General features: G+C 63.3%; 14 protein-coding genes and 1 pseudogene. 9 read left to right on the forward strand and 6 right to left on the reverse strand.

The genetic code is table 11. The features are described 5' to 3' along the window. Window position 1 precedes the first annotated feature (1 nt). Window positions 2-601, reverse strand: coding sequence for a glutathione transferase GstA (gstA, locus tag KI241_RS11170; RefSeq protein WP_042730689.1), 600 nt, complete (start codon window positions 599-601; stop codon window positions 2-4). A 140-nt stretch (window positions 602-741) separates the two neighbouring features. Here gstA and KI241_RS11175 point away from each other — a divergent pair, with 140 nt between their 5' ends. The 3 genes from KI241_RS11175 to KI241_RS11185 all read left to right on the forward strand — a co-directional run bounded on the left by KI241_RS11175 (window position 742) and on the right by KI241_RS11185 (window position 3,631). Beyond that, window positions 742-1,668 carry a transcriptional regulator GcvA gene (locus KI241_RS11175; RefSeq protein ID WP_212803696.1) on the forward strand — a complete coding sequence of 309 codons (927 nt, stop codon included), beginning with the start codon at window positions 742-744 and terminating at the stop codon, window positions 1,666-1,668. Between the two features lie 121 nt (window positions 1,669-1,789). Continuing rightward, on the forward strand, window positions 1,790-3,145 hold the full coding sequence (locus KI241_RS11180; RefSeq protein ID WP_053144990.1) for a PAS domain-containing methyl-accepting chemotaxis protein: 1,356 nt from the start codon (window positions 1,790-1,792) through the stop codon (window positions 3,143-3,145). A gap of 96 nt (window positions 3,146-3,241) precedes the next feature. Further along, entirely contained in the window at window positions 3,242-3,631 is a 390-nt protein-coding gene (locus KI241_RS11185; protein ID WP_123578065.1) for a hypothetical protein, read from the forward strand. Window positions 3,632-3,903: 272 nt separating this feature from the next. Here the strand turns inward: KI241_RS11185 and KI241_RS11190 are convergent, their stop codons facing one another. Further along, window positions 3,904-4,542, reverse strand: coding sequence for a response regulator transcription factor (locus tag KI241_RS11190; RefSeq protein ID WP_042730693.1), 639 nt, complete (start codon window positions 4,540-4,542; stop codon window positions 3,904-3,906). Window positions 4,543-4,645: 103 nt separating this feature from the next. On the opposite strand from KI241_RS11190, the gene KI241_RS11195 reads away from it, so the two are divergent. Both KI241_RS11195 and KI241_RS11200 read left to right on the forward strand, forming a co-directional pair. Further along, window positions 4,646-6,256, forward strand: coding sequence for a hybrid sensor histidine kinase/response regulator (locus KI241_RS11195; protein ID WP_042730700.1), 1,611 nt, complete (start codon window positions 4,646-4,648; stop codon window positions 6,254-6,256). A 194-nt stretch (window positions 6,257-6,450) separates the two neighbouring features. Next, window positions 6,451-8,505 carry a pyridoxamine 5'-phosphate oxidase family protein gene (locus KI241_RS11200; RefSeq protein WP_212803697.1) on the forward strand — a complete coding sequence of 685 codons (2,055 nt, stop codon included), beginning with the start codon at window positions 6,451-6,453 and terminating at the stop codon, window positions 8,503-8,505. A 16-nt stretch (window positions 8,506-8,521) separates the two neighbouring features. Here the strand turns inward: KI241_RS11200 and KI241_RS11205 are convergent, their stop codons facing one another. Next, window positions 8,522-9,427 (reverse strand): AraC family transcriptional regulator, encoded by a 906-nt coding sequence (locus tag KI241_RS11205; RefSeq protein ID WP_042730695.1) that lies wholly within the window; start codon window positions 9,425-9,427, stop codon window positions 8,522-8,524. Between the two features lie 110 nt (window positions 9,428-9,537). Between KI241_RS11205 and KI241_RS11210 the strand changes: the two genes are divergently transcribed. Next, window positions 9,538-9,885 (forward strand): carboxymuconolactone decarboxylase family protein, encoded by a 348-nt coding sequence (locus tag KI241_RS11210; protein ID WP_042730696.1) that lies wholly within the window; start codon window positions 9,538-9,540, stop codon window positions 9,883-9,885. Between the two features lie 141 nt (window positions 9,886-10,026). Then, window positions 10,027-10,575, forward strand: a complete 549-nt coding sequence (locus KI241_RS11215) for a DUF488 domain-containing protein (protein ID WP_042730697.1) — start codon at window positions 10,027-10,029, stop codon at window positions 10,573-10,575. 9 nt (window positions 10,576-10,584) lie between these two features. On the opposite strand, the gene KI241_RS11220 is transcribed toward KI241_RS11215, so the two are convergent. After that, window positions 10,585-11,523: a DMT family transporter gene (locus KI241_RS11220; RefSeq protein ID WP_123578068.1), complete on the reverse strand. Its 939-nt coding sequence runs from the start codon at window positions 11,521-11,523 to the stop codon at window positions 10,585-10,587. Between the two features lie 74 nt (window positions 11,524-11,597). On the opposite strand from KI241_RS11220, the gene KI241_RS11225 reads away from it, so the two are divergent. Next, entirely contained in the window at window positions 11,598-12,452 is an 855-nt protein-coding gene (locus KI241_RS11225; RefSeq protein WP_042730911.1) for a LysR substrate-binding domain-containing protein, read from the forward strand. Window positions 12,453-12,467: 15 nt separating this feature from the next. On the opposite strand, the gene KI241_RS11230 is transcribed toward KI241_RS11225, so the two are convergent. Both KI241_RS11230 and KI241_RS11235 read right to left on the reverse strand, forming a co-directional pair. Continuing rightward, window positions 12,468-13,808, reverse strand: a complete 1,341-nt coding sequence (locus tag KI241_RS11230; protein WP_212803698.1) for an OprD family porin — start codon at window positions 13,806-13,808, stop codon at window positions 12,468-12,470. Between the two features lie 325 nt (window positions 13,809-14,133). Beyond that, the gene (locus KI241_RS11235) at window positions 14,134-15,846 is read right to left on the reverse strand and encodes an amidase (protein ID WP_047735466.1); all 1,713 of its coding nucleotides are present in this window, start codon (window positions 15,844-15,846) and stop codon (window positions 14,134-14,136) included. A 269-nt stretch (window positions 15,847-16,115) separates the two neighbouring features. Here KI241_RS11235 and KI241_RS11240 point away from each other — a divergent pair. Continuing rightward, a pseudogene (locus KI241_RS11240) lies at window positions 16,116-16,846 on the forward strand (GntR family transcriptional regulator). Window positions 16,847-16,914 lie beyond the last annotated feature (68 nt).

Raw genomic sequence — 16,914 nt, forward strand, 5'->3', positions numbered from 1 at the left:
GTCAGGCTGCTTCGGCGGCCATGGCCGCCTGGACGCAGGGGCGTGCTTCGATACGCTCCATGAACGCCATCAGCGCCGGCCAGTTGCTGATCTCGATGCCGAGCCGTGGCAACCATTTGAGTACGCTGAACAGATAGCTGTCGGCCAAGCCGAAGCGGCCCATCAGGTACGCCTGTTGTTCGAGAGCCCGGTTCAGGTAGTCGAAACGCCTGGACAGTTTTTCCCGGAAGATGACCTTGGCCGAGGCGGCCATGCCGGCGTTGAACAGTGGCGCGCAACCGCTGTGGATCTCGGTGGCAATGAAATTCAGCCACTCCTGCAAGCGCACCCGTTCCCAGGTGCCATTGGCCGGCGCAAGGGAGTTGCCCGGGACTTGGTCGGCCAGGTACTGGACGATGGCCGGTCCTTCGGTCAACACGTTGCCGTCATCCAGCGCCAGGGCCGCGACATAGCCCTTGGGATTGATGCTCAGGAAGTCCAGCCCGTCGGCGGTGCGCTTGGTCTGGTTGTCGACCCGGACCAACTCGAATGGCAGGCCCAGTTCCCGCAGGACGATGTGCGGGGACAATGAACAGGTCATGGGGGCAAAGTACAGTTTCATGGTGTTCCTAAGGGACGGTGGAGGTTCGCTGGGGCGATTGCCTTGGCGTGCGTCCCTAGAATCCCTGGCAACGGCAACATGTTCAAAGGACATTTGCGGTGCTAGCGTATGACAAAACCTCATGAGCATCGTGTCGCCCCATGATCAGCAGAATTCCCTCCCTCAATGGCCTGAAGGCGTTCGAATCGGCCGCCAGGCACATGAGCTTTACCAAGGCTGCCGAAGAGCTGAATGTGACACAGACCGCCGTCAGCCATCAGATCCGGCGGCTCGAAGAGGAGTTGGGCGTGCGTTTGTTCCTGCGGCTCAAGGACGGGCTGGCCCTGAGCCGTGAGGGCCAGGCTTACTTTCCCGGCATTCGTTCGGCGTTCCACGAGCTGCGCCATTGCACCGAGGCCCTGCTGGAGACGCGCAATCACAGCGTGCTGACGATCAGCACCCTGGTTTCATTTGCTTCCAAGTGGCTGTTGCCGCGATTGGCGTCGTTCCAGCAGGCGTTTCCCGGCATCGATGTGCGTATCACTGCGTCCACCGAGTTGGTGGACTTTCGCAAAACGGGCATTGATGCTGCTATCCGCTACGGGGCCGGTGACTGGCAGGGACTGCGGGCCGACTGGCTGATGTGCGACGAGATCTTCCCGGTGTGCAGCCCGCGGTTGCTGGAGGGCTCCGGCGCCTTGCGCAACCCGGGCGATCTGGCCAGCCATACCTTGTTGCAGGTCAGTGGGCAGACCCAGGGCGACTGGAACGCCTGGCTGGAGGCCGCCGCCCAGCCGGCGCGGCTTGCCGAGGGCTCACGCCTGACATTCGACCTGGCGATGATGGCGGTGCAAGCTGCGGTGGATGGCTTGGGGGTGTGCATCGGGCGCTCGACGTACGTCAAGGACGACCTCAAGGCCGGGCGCTTGGTAGTGCCCTTTGACCTGAAGTTAAAATCCGATTTCGGTTTCTATCTCGTGAGCCCCCATGAAACGGCCGGGACCCAAACGGTGCAGGCGTTCAGGACCTGGCTGCTGGAGCAGGTCAGAGGCCCCGACAGACCTGCATTCAGTGATTTGGGCGGGTGACACGGCCAGTGTTTTTCTGACGTCAAAACATAATTGTGTTGCGGTGTATAAAGCCCCTGATCCGCGAGTCGATAGCCCTTTTGAAGTCCAATAAAATTTTCGGGTTCGCAGAGGGTATGCCATGTTTAACACAGCACTGAAAAGTGAACTGTCGGCCAGGACGGCCGAACTGGCAACATACAAGGGATTAGTCGGCGCGCTTGAACGGTCGATGGCCGTGATCGAGTTCAGTCCCGATGGCAAAGTCCTTCGTGCGAACGAGAATTTCCTGAAGACGATGGGCTACCGTGCCGACCAACTGGCAGGGCTCTCGCACCGCGATTTCTGTACCCCGGCGCTGGCCGGTAGTGCCGAGTACCGCGAATTCTGGAACCAGCTGCGCTCTGGTCAGTTTGTTTCCGGTACGTTCCAACGTCGCGGTGGGCAGGGCCAGAACATCTGGCTGGAAGCCAGCTACAACCCGGTCGTCGACGAACAGGGCCGCGTCGTCAAAGTGGTCAAGTATGCACTCGATGTCACGGCCAAGGTCGCGAGCGAGGCGGAAACCCGTGGCCGGCTGGCCGCGCTCGACCGAGCCATGGCGGTGATCGAGTTCGACCTGGGCGGCAATATCCTGACCGCCAACGACAACTTTTTGCACGTCATGAATTACTCACTGGGCGAGCTGAAAGGTAAGCACCATCGGATGTTTTGCGACTCGGACCTGGTCAACAGCGCCGAATACAGTGATTTCTGGCGACGCCTGAACGCCGGTGAATTCTTCAGCGGCCAGTTCAAGCGCCTGGGCAAGCACGGCAAGGTGGTCTGGCTGGAAGCCAGCTATAACCCGGTGTATGACGCCGAAGGCAAGTTGAGCAAGATCGTCAAGTTCGCCAGCAATATCAGCGAGCGGGTGGAGAAGTTCGAAGAGGACTCGCGCGGCGCCTCCCGTGCCTATCACATCTCTGCCGAGACCGAGCGCGTCGCGGAGCAGGGGGCCCAGGTCATCCATCAGACAGCCAAGGAAATGCGCGAGATCGCCGACAACATCGGCGCTTCCGCGCGCCTGGTCGGTCAATTGGGCGCGCGTTCGGAAGAAATCACGGCGATCGTCAACACCATCCGCGGCATTGCCGACCAGACCAACCTGCTGGCCCTCAATGCCGCCATCGAGGCTGCACGGGCCGGTGACCAGGGGCGGGGGTTCGCGGTAGTGGCCGACGAAGTCCGGCAACTGGCCGGGCGTACCAGCCGCTCGACGTCGGAGATCGCCGAGATGATCGGCAAGATACTGTCCGAAACCCGTGACGCGGTGACCAGCATGAACGAGACCCACGAGGGGGCCTTGCGCGGGGTTACGCTGGCGGACCAGGCCGGCTCGGTCATCGTCCAGATCCGGGCCGGCACCACCGATGCGCTTGAGGCGGTGAGCATGTTCGCCTCCAAGCTCGACGAGTCCGAGGTCATTCCCAAGACGGCCATCGGCTGGGTGGGTTGAGCCACACAGGCCACTAGCCCATCTGTGCTATTCAGAATGAACCCCCGAGCCTGGATACTTTGGCGCTTGTGACCATCCAGGATCTCGGGAGAGTACATGAACGGAATCGTTCGTTTTTGCAGTGTGATCAGTGCCACGCTGCTGTGTGTTTCAGTGGCCCATGCCGGTAGCCAGGCCTGCACGATGGAAGGTGAGATGACGGTCATGGGCCAGCATATCGAGGCCAAGGACTGCGTGCAGGCCAGTGATGAGCAGCCGGTGGCCAAGTTCCGTTCAAGCTGTGAAGCCTATGCCAACATGCCGGTCGCCCTGGGCGGAGAGGCGGGCCGGATCACCTATTCGCAAACCTGCCCGCCAAACCCCCAGGCCACCTGCCTGAACGTCAACGGACAGGGGGTGGATTTCTATTACTACAAGCGCACGGCTGAGCTGCTGGAGAGCACCCGCAAGGGGTGTACCGTGAGTGGCGGTACCTGGAAGGAGTGAGCGAGGCCGGCTATTGGAGCGCCCTCGGTTGAGGCGATGCCCGGAGTTCGAACAGGCCATTGGATGTCTCTGTTCGATACGATCCATGCACCCTGGTGTTTCGGCGCGCAGTCGGGAGTGTTGGTGGTTGCAGGCTTGGCTGTTCCAGCCACCTTTCAGGGGCGTTCACAGCTTAGGAGGGGAGGGTAGGACGCGGCTATAGTACAAGTGTTCTATGGCATGGCGCGCTGGCAGGGAGGATAAATCCCACCGTCGGTCTACCGGTGTCGGGTTCAACTCTGTGAGTTGACTGGCCATCCGCCGTTGACGGGGAAACTGGAGAATTGTGCCGCTGCCGCCGCACGGGTAGGCACGCCCAAGGATTTGAGCAGGCTGGAGACATGGATGCGTACAGTGAAGGGCGAGATGCCCAGGTCTCGGGCGATTTCCTTGTTGGTCTTGCCGGCCGCGATCAAGCCAAGCACTTCCCGCTGGCGTGCGGTCAGTTGGGCCAGTGCATCGTCCAGCACCGAGTTTTCAGCCTGGTATTTCACCACCACTTCGCCTTCGCGGATGGCCATGATGGCGTCGGCGATGCCGGCGGGGTCGATGTTCTTGCCGATGAAACCGTCAGCCCCCAGCGACATGACCTGGGTAATGACATCCACGTCATCCACCATTGAAACCACAATGATCGAGGTGCGCTTGAATTCACTGCGCAATTGGCCGATGACTTGCAGCGACGTGATACCGGGAAAGCGCAGGTCGAGTATCAGGGTGTCCACTTCCAGCCCGGCGCGCGCCAGGGCCAATACTTCGTCCAGATTGCCGGCCTGTTCGATGGTGGCCGTCGGTATCAATCGCTCGATGGTCCGCAGCATGCCCTCGCGAAACAAAGGATGGTCATCGGCCACAATTACTCTGCACGTCATGCTCCAGATCCTCCTGACCTTCAAGTCAGCGCATCGTAACCTAAACGGCCCCCTTGGGTTTCAAGTTTGAAACAACCTTTCATGTTGGAATAATCCTGTGACCATGACAGAAAAGAATAGCGAGCTGGACCAGGCGACATTGAGATTGACAGTCGGGGCCTGCGCTTCAATCTATATCATCGTGGTCGCGTGTCTTTCCTATTCGGAATTCGGCACTTATGTCCCGATCATGTGGTACATGGTGTTTTTCTTCAGTGTCGCGGCGCCGCTGCGCATGGCGATCAAACGCTGGCCCGGGCATTTTTTCCTGCGTCGTATCTTTGCCATGGCGCTTGACTACGCGAGCGTCGCCTTCGCCATGATAGTGGGCGGGGAGGCCGCATTGCCGGTCTATGCCGCGTTGCTCTGGGTCACGTTGGGTAATGGCATGCGCTTCGGGTCACGTTACCTGGCTGCCGCGACGCTGATTGCCTTGGCGACGCTGGTCATGATCTTCCTGCTCACGCCGTTCTGGCGGGGTCAGCCTTACATGTTCCTGATGCTGATCGTCACCACTGTCGTCGTGCCGGCCTATGCGCACATCCTGTTGACCCGTACCCGCATCGCCTCGGAAGAAGCGATTGCCGCCAACCAGGAAAAGTCGCGCTTCCTGGCCCAGGCCAGCCATGACCTGCGCCAGCCGATCCACTCCATCGGGCTGTTCACCGCATGCCTGCGCGACGCCCGGCTGGGCCAGGAAGAACTGCGGCTGGTCGATAACATCGACCGCTCATTGCACATCGTGTCGCAACTGTTTCGCTCGATCCTGGACATCTACACCCTCGACAACGGGCAACTGGAGCCGCAATCGGAGCCCGTGCACCTGGGCGCGCTGCTGCAGGACGTGGTCAAGCAGAACACCGAGGCGGCGCGCTGGGCCGGTGTCGAGTTGCGCCTGCGGCCCTGCCACCAGTGGGTCAACGTCAATGCCGGCCTGTTGGCGACCATGGTGCAGAACCTGATTTCCAATACACTGAAGTACGCCCCCGGCAAACCGGTGCTGATTGGCGTGCGGCCCAGGGGCAATGGCCTGGCCATCGTCATCTACGACAAGGGGCGCGGCATTGCCGCCGAACATCTGCCCGAAGTGTTCAAGGAGTTCTACCGGGTGCGTCACGTCCGCGACAAGGACGTCGAGGGGCTGGGCCTGGGGTTGTCGATCGTCAAGCGCATCAGCCATCTGATCAACCTGCAGATCCGGCTCGATTCCAGGGTCGGCAGGGGAACCTGCGCCGCCATCGAAGGCCTGGAAAAGGTCGCGCCCCGGGCGGCGCTTGCGCGTACGCCGCCCACGCAGAGCCGCTTGCAGGGCTTGCGGGTGTGCCTGGTGGAGGATGACGCCAACGTGCTGATGGCGACCTCGGCGCTGCTGGAAAAGTGGGGTTGCGAAGTCGAGACCCACAGCGACGGGGTGGGCGTGACCAGCGACTGCGACATCATCATTGCCGACTTCGACCTCGGGACGAAGGTCTCGGGTTCCGAGTGCATCGCGGCGATCCGCGAGCAACGTGGCTGGGAGGTCCCGGCGATGATCATGACCGGCCACGACATCGAACGGATCCGCCATGCGTTGCATCACATGAACATCTCGATCCTGGCCAAGCCCGTGCGCCCCCCGGAGCTGCGGGCGACCTTGATGGAGCTGACCAAGCATTTCGCCAGCCTCAGGGTATGACGCCGTGGACCGGCACGGCCCCATCACCCTTGCACTGTGTGAAAGAGTGGATTGCAGCGTGTGCGTATTCCTGTACCGGCGCTTTGGGCAGAAGATGACGCCACTGACCTGCACGCCTGGCCACAGGTGTGGCGGAGTATCCCTGACCAAGGCGCCATGGCGCGGCTTTACGCTGCGGGCGCGAGGAGCTGATGATGGACGAAGCCACGACCGTACAACCCTCGCCCTGGCACGAAGGAGAGCTGACTTTGCAGCGCTCGGTGGGCGCGGTGGACATGATGGCCGGTGTTGGCCAGCGTCAGTTGGCGCGGACCTGGATGCCGGATCAGCATCGTGAGTTCTACGCCCAGTTGCCGTTCGTGGTGCTCGGAGCGGTGGATCGCCAGGGCGATGTCTGGGCGACCCTGCGTGCGGGGCGGCCCGGTTTCATGAACTCGCCCGATCCGCAAACCCTGCACATCAATGTCCAACCGCAAGCCGATGACCCGGCCCAGGAAGGCCTGGGCGAAGGGGACGCCATCGGCATGCTGGGCATCGAATTGCACACCCGGCGGCGTAACCGCATGAATGGGGTCGTGCGGCGCCAGCTTGAGCAGGGGCTCGAAATTTCGGTGCGCCAGGCCTATGGCAACTGCCCGCGTTACATCAACCTGCGCGAGTATGCCTTTGTCGAGGAGCAGGCCGGCGCACCCCGCGAGTTGACCGTGGCGGACCCCCTGGTGCGGCGCCTGGTGACGACCGCCGATTCGTTCTACATCGCCTCCTACGTGGTGCGCGATGGCGAGCGGCAGGTCGATGCCTCCCACCGCGGCGGTAAACCGGGGTTCGTGCGCATGGATGAGGACGGGACACTGACGGTGCCTGACTTTTCCGGAAACCTGTTCTTCAATACCTTGGGCAATATCCTGCTCAACCCTCGGGCCGGGCTGGTGTTCGTCGATGTCCAGACGGGCGACCTGCTGCAGATGAGCGGCACGGCGCAGGTGGTGCTGGACGATCCCGAGATCGCCGCGTTCCAGGGCGCCGAGCGCTTGTTGCGCTTTACGCCCCAGCGCATCGTCCACCGGCCGGCCGCACTCCCATTGCGCTGGAAAGATAAAGCCGAAGGGGAATCGCCCAATTCGCGGATGACCGGCAGTTGGGAGCATGCCACCGAGCGTTTGCAGGCCGAGGCCTTGCGGACTCACTGGCGTTCGCTGCAGGTCACGCGGGTGGTGGAGGAGAGCCCCGGCATTCGCTCGTTCTACCTGCAAGCGAGCGACGGGGTCGGTATGCCGCGGTTCGAAGCCGGGCAACATCTGCCGGTGCGGGTCTCGTTGCCTGGGCACAAAGCCCCGTCGATTCGAACCTACAGCGTGTCCAGTGCGCCGTCGGATGATTTTCTGCGCATCAGCGTCAAGCGCGATGGCTCGGTGTCGTCCCACCTGCATGATCAGGTCCTGCCACTGCACACGATCGAGGCGCGCGCCCCCCAGGGGCATTTCACTGTGCAACCGACCGAACGGCGCCCCATGGTGTTGCTGGCGGCCGGCGTTGGCATCACGCCGCTGTTGTCGATGTTGCGCGAAGTGGTTTACCAAGGGCTGCGCATCAACCGCCTGCGCCCGGTCTGGTTGGTGCAAAGCGCGCGGACGGTGGCTGAACTGGCGTTTCGTGATGAGATCGATGCACTGGTGGCGCGTGCCGGCGACAAGGTGCAAGTGCTGCGCATGGTCAGCCAGCCGCCTGTGGAGGCGGGCGCGAACGAAGCCTACGACCTGCCGGGTCGGATCGATATCGAGCTGCTCAAGAAGTGGCTGCCGTTGAATGACTACGACTACTACCTGTGCGGGCCAGGCAGCTTTACCCAGGCGCTGTACGATGGCCTGCGCGGCCTGCGCATTCCGGACGATCGCATCCATGCCGAAACCTTCGGCCCGTCCACCCTGGTGCGGGACGTCGAGGTCCGTCTCCCGGCGGCGCAGCAAGTGCCGGCGGCGACCGAGCCGGTGAAGATCCTGTTCGCCGGTTCGGCCAAGGAAGGGCGTTGGGAACCGGGCAGCGGGACCTTGCTCGAACTGGCCGAGGCGCGAGGACTGGAGCCGGAATTCAGCTGCCGTGGCGGTTCCTGTGGCACCTGCAAGACTCGCCTGAGCCAGGGCCAGGTGCACTACCTGACTCCGCCGGCCGAACCGGTTGGCGAAGGCGAAGTGCTGATCTGTTGCGCGGTGCCGGCCCAAGGCAGTGAACCCCTGGTGCTGGAGATCTGAACCGGCGCCCGCTCAGCTAGAGCCCGCGTCGCACTTTGCCGGGGGCTTGGCCATGGAGCTCCTTGAATTTCTTGCTGAACGCGGCCTGGGATTGGTAGCCGACCTGTAACGCGATGTCACTCAACCCCAGGTGTGACTGGTGCAGGAGATTGAACGCCTGCTCCATGCGCATGTGCGTCAGCAGCACCCAGGGCGAGACGCCGGCGACTCTGACGAACGCGCGCATGAAGTTCGCCCGGGACATGTTCGCGATCTGCGCCAGGCTTTCGATGGTCCACGGGTGCGCGAGATCATCCAGCATCGCCTGCCAGGCCCGGCCCAGACGCTTGTCGCCCAGCAAGGCCAACGAGCCGCTGTCCTGCCCCTGGCTGGCCAGGTGTGCTCGAAGGATCAGGGTGAACAGCGCCTGGGACAGGGCGTCGAGCAGAAACCCCGCGCCGACCTGGTTGCCGTCCGCTTCCCCTCGCATCACTTCGACCAGCGCCGGCAGCGGGCCGCCGGCGGGCAGTGCGCCGCTGGGAATCACCAGGTAGTCGGGCAAGGCGGCGAACAGCAGCGAGGCGCGGTTGAAGTGGAAGTCGCCGCAGAGCATGTCCAGCTCAACGCTGGCACCGCCGATGCGATGAATCGGCAAGGTGCCGCCCATCACTTGAGTGGGCGTGACCGGCGCCACGGTTTTACCGGGGCTGTGCATGACGTGCCGGGCACCGCGCGGCAGCAGCAGGATATCGCCGGCGCGCATGGGCAAGCGCTGCCCATCCGGAAACTCCACCCGACATTCACCGGCCAGCACGATGTGATAGGGCGCCTTGCCCAACGCTTGCTGCGCGTGATCCAGGGCCCAGTCACCGTCGAACTGGCAGCGCAGGTCCAGGCTGCCGCGTACGTTGGCCAGGCTGATGAGTTTATCGATGGCATGCATTTGAGATTTTCGCGAAAAACGCTGAGAGCATTGGACAAACCCGACCGGCGCAGGGATGGAAAACTGAAGGCGTTGAAACAGTACACCCAACCCACTCAGGAGTTAATGCCATGTTCCATAACTGGTCCGAATTATTGCCCACCCTTCAAAAAGCCTTCGGCGCGCTGGGCCGCAGCAACCCGAAAATGGTCAAGGCCTACATGGCCTTGGGGGAGGCCGCCAGTGAAAACAACGTACTCGATGCCAAGACCCGCGAGCTGATCGCCATCGCGGTCGCCGTCACCACCCGTTGCGACGGATGTATCGCCGCCCACACCGACGCGGCGATCAAGGCCGGCGCAAACCGCGAAGAGGTCAGCGCAGCCCTGGCCACGGCGATCTCGTTGAACGCCGGCGCTGCGTACATCTATTCGCTGCGCACGCTGGAAGCCTACGACACGCTCAAAGCCCCGGCGTGATCACTGGCCCCACCTTCACCGTGGCGAAGGCCACGCAGTCCAGCGAGCGCCGGCGCCCTCGCCACGGTGAAACGATCAAGAAACCTTTGCCGGAACGGCGGACCTAATGCGAATACCAGGATCAGCGTCGGGTTTTCACTGATGGAGCATTCAAGCATCTACACGATCGGTCATTCCACCCGGACCTTCGACCAGTTCGTGGACATCGTCAAAGGGTTTGCAATCGAGACCGTGGTCGACGTCAGGACGGTTCCACGCTCACGCACCAACCCGCAATACAACCTGGATACCTTTGCCCAACGGCTGGCCGAAGTGGGCCTGGGTCACGAGCAGATCGAGCAGTTGGGTGGCTTGCGCAAGAAGTCCAGGAGCGTTGCCGATGAGGTCAATGGGTTCTGGGACAATCGCAGCTTCCACAACTATGCCGATTACGCGCTCTCGGACGAGTTCGAGCGCGGGCTGGTTCGCCTCCTGGACCTGAGCCAGCACCAACGTTGCGTCATCATGTGCGCGGAGGCTGTCTGGTGGCGCTGCCATCGGCGGATCATCGCGGATTATCTGCTGCTGCGCGGAGTTGAAGTCATCCATATCCTGGACAAGGACAAGGCAAACAAAGCCGTCTTGAACCCAGCCGCGAAGGTCTGCGGCACGACACTGCATTACCCTGCGGTGACAACTTCGGGCGCCTGAGAGCGGTCGCTATCGGCGCCGGGCCTGCCGCGCTTCCGTGCGCACCACCAGCCAGAGTCCCAAGGCGGACACAGCCAGGCCAGACACCATTTGCCAGGAAAGCGGCTCGCCGAACATGGCCCAGGCCCACAGCAGGGTGATGGGTGGGCTGAGGTAAAGCACGCTGGCGACCCGAGTGGCGGTCGCGCGGCGCAGGCACAGCCAATACAACCCATAGCCGCCCAGGGTGGACAACCCGGCGGTCCACAGCACGCTCATGGCAAACCCTGCGCTGGGAATCGGGGCCAGGCTGCCCTGGGCGCCCGCAAGGCCGGCGAAGGCCACGCCTGAGACGCAACATTGCAGCCACAGGTTAGGCAGCAGGCCCAGTGAATCGGACGCGGGAAGGCGCTTCTGCCACAGGGTGGCGACGGCCAGCGACAACATGCCCAGCAGCGGCAGGCTATAGGCCCACCACGGCGCGTTGCCCCACGCCAGCGCGCCGTGGGTGACCACGGACACGCCTAGCAGCCCGATGACCAGGCCTGCCCAGACTGGCCAGGCCAGTCGTTGCCCCAACACGCCGGCCGCCAGCAGGGCCATGCCGATGGGCAACAGATCGGCCACCAGGGCGGCCAGGCCTGCGGGTACACCCAGGGCAATGCCTTGGACGATACCGGCCAGGTAGCCGGCCATGGCCAGGAGGCCGATGCCGGCATTTTTCAGAAGCACGCCGGGGGAGGCGCGCCGCAACTGACTGATGACGAACGGAAACAGAATGACAGTGACCACCACGCAGCGCCAGAACACCACCAGCAACGCCGGTGCGTAGTCGAGGGAGAACCGTGCGCCGATGAAGCCGGAACTCCAGGTCAGCAGCAACGCCGCCTCCAGTAGGGGCAACGGAATGGCCTGGCACCAGTCGGGCCGTGAGAGAGAAGGGCAGGTCATCGATTTTGGCAAGTTCATGGCCCCAGGCTACGAAACCGGCGTAATCTAATAAATCAAAATATCGTGCATCAGTTGTTCAAAAGGGTTGAACCATGACAGCCACACTCGATATCGACCTGGTCCGCACGTTCCATGCGGTGGCGCGGATCGGCAAGTTCAACGCAGCGGCGCAACTGCTTCACAAGAGCCCGGCAGCGGTGAGCGTGCACATCCAACGGCTGGAGGCGGTTGCCGGTGGCCGTTTATTCAATCGTGACAATCAGGCCGTTTCCCTGACGACGCTGGGCAAGCGGCTGCTGCTGGCGACGACGGAGCTGCTGCGCACCCATGACCGAGTGCTGGCCGACCTGCAGGGGACGCGACTGGCGGGCCGCATTACCCTGGGGGTGCCGGACGAATACGCCGACCATGTGATTCGCGACATCCTCCCGACCTTCGCCTCGGCCTGGCCCAATGTAGTGCTGGAGCTCAAGACCGCGCCCAGCTATGCACTGCGCGACCTGGTGCAGCGCGACAAGCTTCAAGCCGCGGTCGTGACCCAGCCGAAGGGCGAGCCGGATGCCCAGGCGCAGGTGCTGGTGTCCACCACGCCGGTCTGGGTGGGTCCGGCCCAGACGGCGATCGCCTCGATGGAGCCGTTGCCGCTGGCCGTGCATGCGGCGCAATGCCCTTATCGCCAGGCGATGATCGAGTCCCTCAGGCAACGCGGCCGCAAGACGCGCATCGTCCTCGAAAGCCCCTCCAACCAGGCCGTCAAGGCGTGTGTGGAAGCGGGCCTGGCGATCAGCCTGATAGACCGCGCGCGGGTGACGCCGAGCATGCGAATCCTCGACGACCTGCCTGCCATTGCCGACCATGAGGTGGTGTTCGTCAGGTCTCAGGCCTCATACGCCGACGAAGCGGTTGACCTGCTCGGCCGGGCCCTGCAGCAGCATTTCCGGCTGTGAACCCGGCGCGGTGGTTCAAAACGGCCCCAGCTTGAGCGGGTACTGGATGACGACATACAGCCTGTCGATGTCATCCCCGGCCTGGGCGCTGTTGGCCCGGTGGGTGACATGGGACAGTTGCAGTGACAGGTCTTTCGCCGGGCCTGATTGCACGGTGTAGTGCAGGTCCAGGTCGCGCTCCCAGTGGCGTCCGCCATCGCCTTGTTGTGGACGGTAGGTGCCGCTGTCCGCATCGAACGGGTTGTAGGCACCGCCTTGCGGCGCGTGGCTGCCGTCTATCCCGCTTCCGGTTACATAGCGGGCCATGAAGCTCAGGCCGGGAATGCCCAGGGCGCCGAGATCGAGGTCGTACCGTGCTTGCCAGGAGCGTTCCCCCGGGCCGTTGAAGTCGGCGTACTTGATCGAGTTGGCCAGGTAGATCGAATCGCCGCCGACGAAATCGAAGGGCGTGTCGCCATTGATCTTCTGATAGGCCAGGGTGAAGGCCTGGGCGTTGAGTCGATACCGACCGGACAGGCTATAGGCCGTGGTGTCGATCTCGCCGGCGGCAGCCCGGCCTTCATCGCGGGTGTGGTACAGGTTGCCGTCGACAAACAGCGCGCCGAAGGTGGTGTGCAGGTTGGCGTAGTACTGGCGCCAGGTATCGCTCAGCTCGGACGCATAGAGGGCGCCGCCCAGGGGCTGTCCGGCCAGCAGGTCGGCGCCGATGAAGTCGATGGTGCTGTGACGGGTCGTGGCGCCGTAACCGGAAAAGTCGCCCCTGCCGGTGGAGGCGTCCTGGTTCTTGAATGCGTTGAAATGGCCCGCTTGCAGGTCGATGCCGTCGAGCTCGTGGCTGGTGAGTAGCGTGCCTGTGGCGTATTCCGGTTGCAGGCGTTTGTCTGCGGTGTCGAATACCGGGGTTTCCACGGTCATTTCACCCACTGCCAGGGTGGTGCGTGAGGTTTTGAACTTCAGCGCGCCGCCGGCGCTGGAATACTGGTCCTCGCTACGGCCGTCATCATCCAGCGGCAGCAATCCCGTGCCGGAATACCCCTTGCCGCCGTCCAGCTTCAGACCCAGGAAACCGTGGGCATCGAGGCCCACGCCGACCGTGCCGGCGGTAAATCCAGACTCGAAAGACGTGATGAATCCCTGGGCCCATTCCGCCTTGTAGCTTTTGCCTGAGGGGCTGGCGGAGCGATAGTCGTTATTGAGGTAGAAGTTGCGGCTGAGCACGTCCAGCTTGGCGCCGTCGAGAACGCCGGTCGATTCTTGCCCCGACCCCGCCGCCATCACCGGCGCAGCCCCGCCGGCCAACCAGGCCAGGAGCCAGACCGGCTTGAGCCCGGTGATATTTTTTGATGCAAGCAACATGGGTGATGCCCCGCGTGAAAAATGACTTGCCTCGGCTTGGCTGATTCCGGTGGGAAGGCCGGGCCGAACGGCGGGAGTCATTCTTCGTGGCGAGGCGGGGAGGGGCGAGTTAAACGTTGTTAATTAGGAGACGGCTGAGGATTGAATCGAGGTTGGCCGTGCCGACGCCTTCGCGAGCAAGCTCGCTCCCACAGGATTTGGTGCGTGCGCAAATGCAATGAACAACCGCAGATCCTTGTGGGAGCGAGCTTGCTCGCGAAAGCGACCCATCAGCTTGCCGAGATGTCGGCTGTGCAAATGCGATCGCGAGCAAGCTCCCACAGCCTCAGGCGTTTGTCGACAACGGCGGTGTGCGCGGCGGAATCAGGCGTTTGGACTCGATCGATTCAAACGCCGAAGCCAGTTGCAGCAGCTTCGAATCGTCATAGGCTCGACCGGCAAACGTCAGCCCGACCGGCATGCCGATGTCCGCCATGACGCCCATCGGCACGGTGACGGTGGGCACACCCAGGTGGCGGATGGCGAGGTTGCCGTTGGCAACCCAGACGCCGTTGCTCCAGGCGATGTCGGCAGATACCGGATTGATATCCGCATCCGCCGGCCCAACGTCGGCAACGGTGGGGAAGATCACCGCGTCCAGGCCCAGCCGGTCCATCCAGTCTTCGAGGTCGATCCGGCGCGTTTCTTCGAGGCCGCGCAGGCCGTCGGGCAGGGTCGGGATCTGGTCCCAGGGGGTGATGCCGCGCTCGGCCATTTTCACGTACTCGTCCATCCCGGCGGCAAGATCATCCTCGCGGTTGGGCAAGGTGCCCGGATCGTGAGGGAAGATCTTCGGCCCGTCGACGTCGGCCAGACGGTTGAGTGTCGGATCCCCGTTGGCCCGCAGGAAATCATCGAAGGCCCAGGCCGACAAGTCCCACAGCTCATGGTGCAGGAACGCCTTGGACACCAGGCCCCGGGTGAACACGGTCGGTGCGCCGGGGCGATCGCCCTCGCAGTTGGACACCAATGGGAAATCCACCTCGATCACTTCGCCGCCATGGGCCTGGATGGCCTTGCGCGCCGCTTCCCAGAGCTCGATCACCGAGGCGCGGGTGTGGATGCGCTGGCCCGTCGGGCCGCCAATACCCGGTGCATCCGCCGTACCCGCTTCGGGATCGGCATTGATGTACATGCGCGGTACGCCGAAACGCTTGCCGGCGAGTGCGCCCGGTTGGCTGGCCAGGCTTGGGTAAGAGGCGGGGCGAACCGCCTCGACACTCGGAATCGGCACCCAGGGTTGCAGGCGCCACAGGTCGCCACGGGTATCCGGATCGCTTGCCACCACCACGTCCAGCACTTCCAGCAAGTCGGCCATCGTGCGGGCGAAGGGCACGACCACGTCCATGGTCGGCGTCAGCGGCCAGTTGCCGCGAACCGAGATCACCCCACGCGAGGGCGTGTAGGCGCACAGGCCGTTGTTCGACGCCGGGCCGCGGCCGCTGGACCAGGTTTCCTCCGCCAGGCCGAAGGCCGCGAAGCTGGCCGCAGTGGCCGTGCCGGCGCCGTTGGAGGAGCCCGAGGCAAAAGGCGCGGTGAGGTAGTCGCCGTTGTAGGGGCTTTCTGCCCGACCATACACGCCACGCTGCATGCCGCCATTCGCCATGGGGGGCATGTTGGTCTTGCCCAGGCAGATGGCACCGGCGGCGCGCAGCCGTTCGATGGTGAACGCATCGCGATAGGCAACCAGGTCCTTGAAGGCCGGGCTGCCGGACGCTGCCGTGAGCCCCTTGACCAGGTAACTGTCCTTGGCCGTATAAGGGATGCCATCGAGCGGGCCAAGGGTCTGGCCGCTGGCCCGGCGCGCATCGGACGCCTGCGCTTCCTTGAGGGCCTCGGGGTTGCGCACCACCACGGCGTTGAGGGCCGTGGACGTGTGCGGACCATCATAAGCATCGATCCTGGCCAGGTAGGCCTGCACCAACTCGACCGCCGTCGTCTGGCCGGATTCAAGCGCAGCGCGCAGTTGGGCAATGGAGACTTCGGTGATTTCGATCATGGGGTGCTCACCCCAACTGACCGGGCGAGGCCGGTCGCGTCACGTTGGAATCGGGTCACTTCAGTCTCCTCAAGATGGATATTTATCGGTTTTCACGCACTGTACTACGTGGCGTTCGGCGGGTCTATTGAGCGGGCTTGTCGTTATGCACGGATTGGCTCGCCATTCGTCCGTCTCACCGTCAAGCCTGGCTTGACAGCCGGACGGGCAAGGGAAATACTCGCCGCAATATTCATATATATGACTAGATAACAAGGTGAATAAGGTCAATGAACCCTCTTTCCAGTGATGTGCGCCTGCCGCTCTATCAACGCCTGCGCGACCAGTTGGCCGAGCAGATTGCCAACAACCGCTGGCGCCCGGGGAGGCGATCCCCACGGAGGCCGCGCTCTCGGCGGAGTATCAACTGTCCACCGGCACCGTGCGCAAAGCCATCGATGCCCTGGTCAGCGAGGGCATCCTGGAGCGCCAGCAAGGACGAGGCACCTTCATTCGCCGGCCACAGTTTCAATCTTCCTTGTTTCGTTTCTTCCGTTTCCAGAGCGCCTCGGGCGAACGTCGGATTCCCGAGAGCCGCATCCTGTCCATCGAGCCGGTGGCCGCGCCGTCGGCGGTGGCCCAGGCGCTGGGGCTGCCCGCCGATGCCCCGGTGATTCGCATCGTCCGCCTGCGTCTGCTCGATATCGAGCCGGTGCTCGCCGAAGAAATCTGGTTGCCGCGCGACCGGTTCCAATCGCTGCTCGAAATCGACCTGAGTCAGAAGGGCCCGTTGCTGTACCCCATCTACGAAGAAACCTGCGGCCAGGTGGTTGCCTACGCCCAGGAAACCCTCACCGCCGAGTCGGTGAACGACGTGCACGCGCGATTGCTGCAAGTGCCGGTCAACAGCCCGGTGGTGGTGATCGAGCGGCTGGCGCGTGACTACGCCGGCACGCCGCTGGAATGGCGGCGCTCGCGCGGGCATGCCGAGCATTTCCGCTACAGCGTGGATATTCGCTGACCCATGACGGGTTGATACAGCCCCGGCGGCGAACCTCGGCGCCGGTTCCGTTTTTTTGCCATCACTGG

The sequence above is a fragment of the Pseudomonas sp. Cab53 genome (assembly GCF_018325965.1).
In the GTDB taxonomy this organism is placed as follows: domain Bacteria; phylum Pseudomonadota; class Gammaproteobacteria; order Pseudomonadales; family Pseudomonadaceae; genus Aquipseudomonas; species Aquipseudomonas chlororaphis_E.

Bases quoted from the DNA above. Each gene is read 5' to 3' on its own strand.
- gstA (WP_042730689.1), bottom strand. From the start codon at position 601: ATGAAACTGTACTTTGCCCCCATGACCTGTTCATTGTCCCCGCACATC.
- KI241_RS11175 (WP_212803696.1), top strand. From the start codon at position 742: ATGATCAGCAGAATTCCCTCCCTCAATGGCCTGAAGGCGTTCGAATCG.
- KI241_RS11180 (WP_053144990.1), top strand. From the start codon at position 1,790: ATGTTTAACACAGCACTGAAAAGTGAACTGTCGGCCAGGACGGCCGAA.
- KI241_RS11185 (WP_123578065.1), top strand. From the start codon at position 3,242: ATGAACGGAATCGTTCGTTTTTGCAGTGTGATCAGTGCCACGCTGCTG.
- KI241_RS11190 (WP_042730693.1), bottom strand. From the start codon at position 4,542: ATGACGTGCAGAGTAATTGTGGCCGATGACCATCCTTTGTTTCGCGAG.
- KI241_RS11195 (WP_042730700.1), top strand. From the start codon at position 4,646: ATGACAGAAAAGAATAGCGAGCTGGACCAGGCGACATTGAGATTGACA.
- KI241_RS11200 (WP_212803697.1), top strand. From the start codon at position 6,451: ATGGACGAAGCCACGACCGTACAACCCTCGCCCTGGCACGAAGGAGAG.
- KI241_RS11205 (WP_042730695.1), bottom strand. From the start codon at position 9,427: ATGCATGCCATCGATAAACTCATCAGCCTGGCCAACGTACGCGGCAGC.
- KI241_RS11210 (WP_042730696.1), top strand. From the start codon at position 9,538: ATGTTCCATAACTGGTCCGAATTATTGCCCACCCTTCAAAAAGCCTTC.
- KI241_RS11215 (WP_042730697.1), top strand. From the start codon at position 10,027: ATGGAGCATTCAAGCATCTACACGATCGGTCATTCCACCCGGACCTTC.
- KI241_RS11220 (WP_123578068.1), bottom strand. From the start codon at position 11,523: ATGAACTTGCCAAAATCGATGACCTGCCCTTCTCTCTCACGGCCCGAC.
- KI241_RS11225 (WP_042730911.1), top strand. From the start codon at position 11,598: ATGACAGCCACACTCGATATCGACCTGGTCCGCACGTTCCATGCGGTG.
- KI241_RS11230 (WP_212803698.1), bottom strand. From the start codon at position 13,808: ATGTTGCTTGCATCAAAAAATATCACCGGGCTCAAGCCGGTCTGGCTC.
- KI241_RS11235 (WP_047735466.1), bottom strand. From the start codon at position 15,846: ATGATCGAAATCACCGAAGTCTCCATTGCCCAACTGCGCGCTGCGCTT.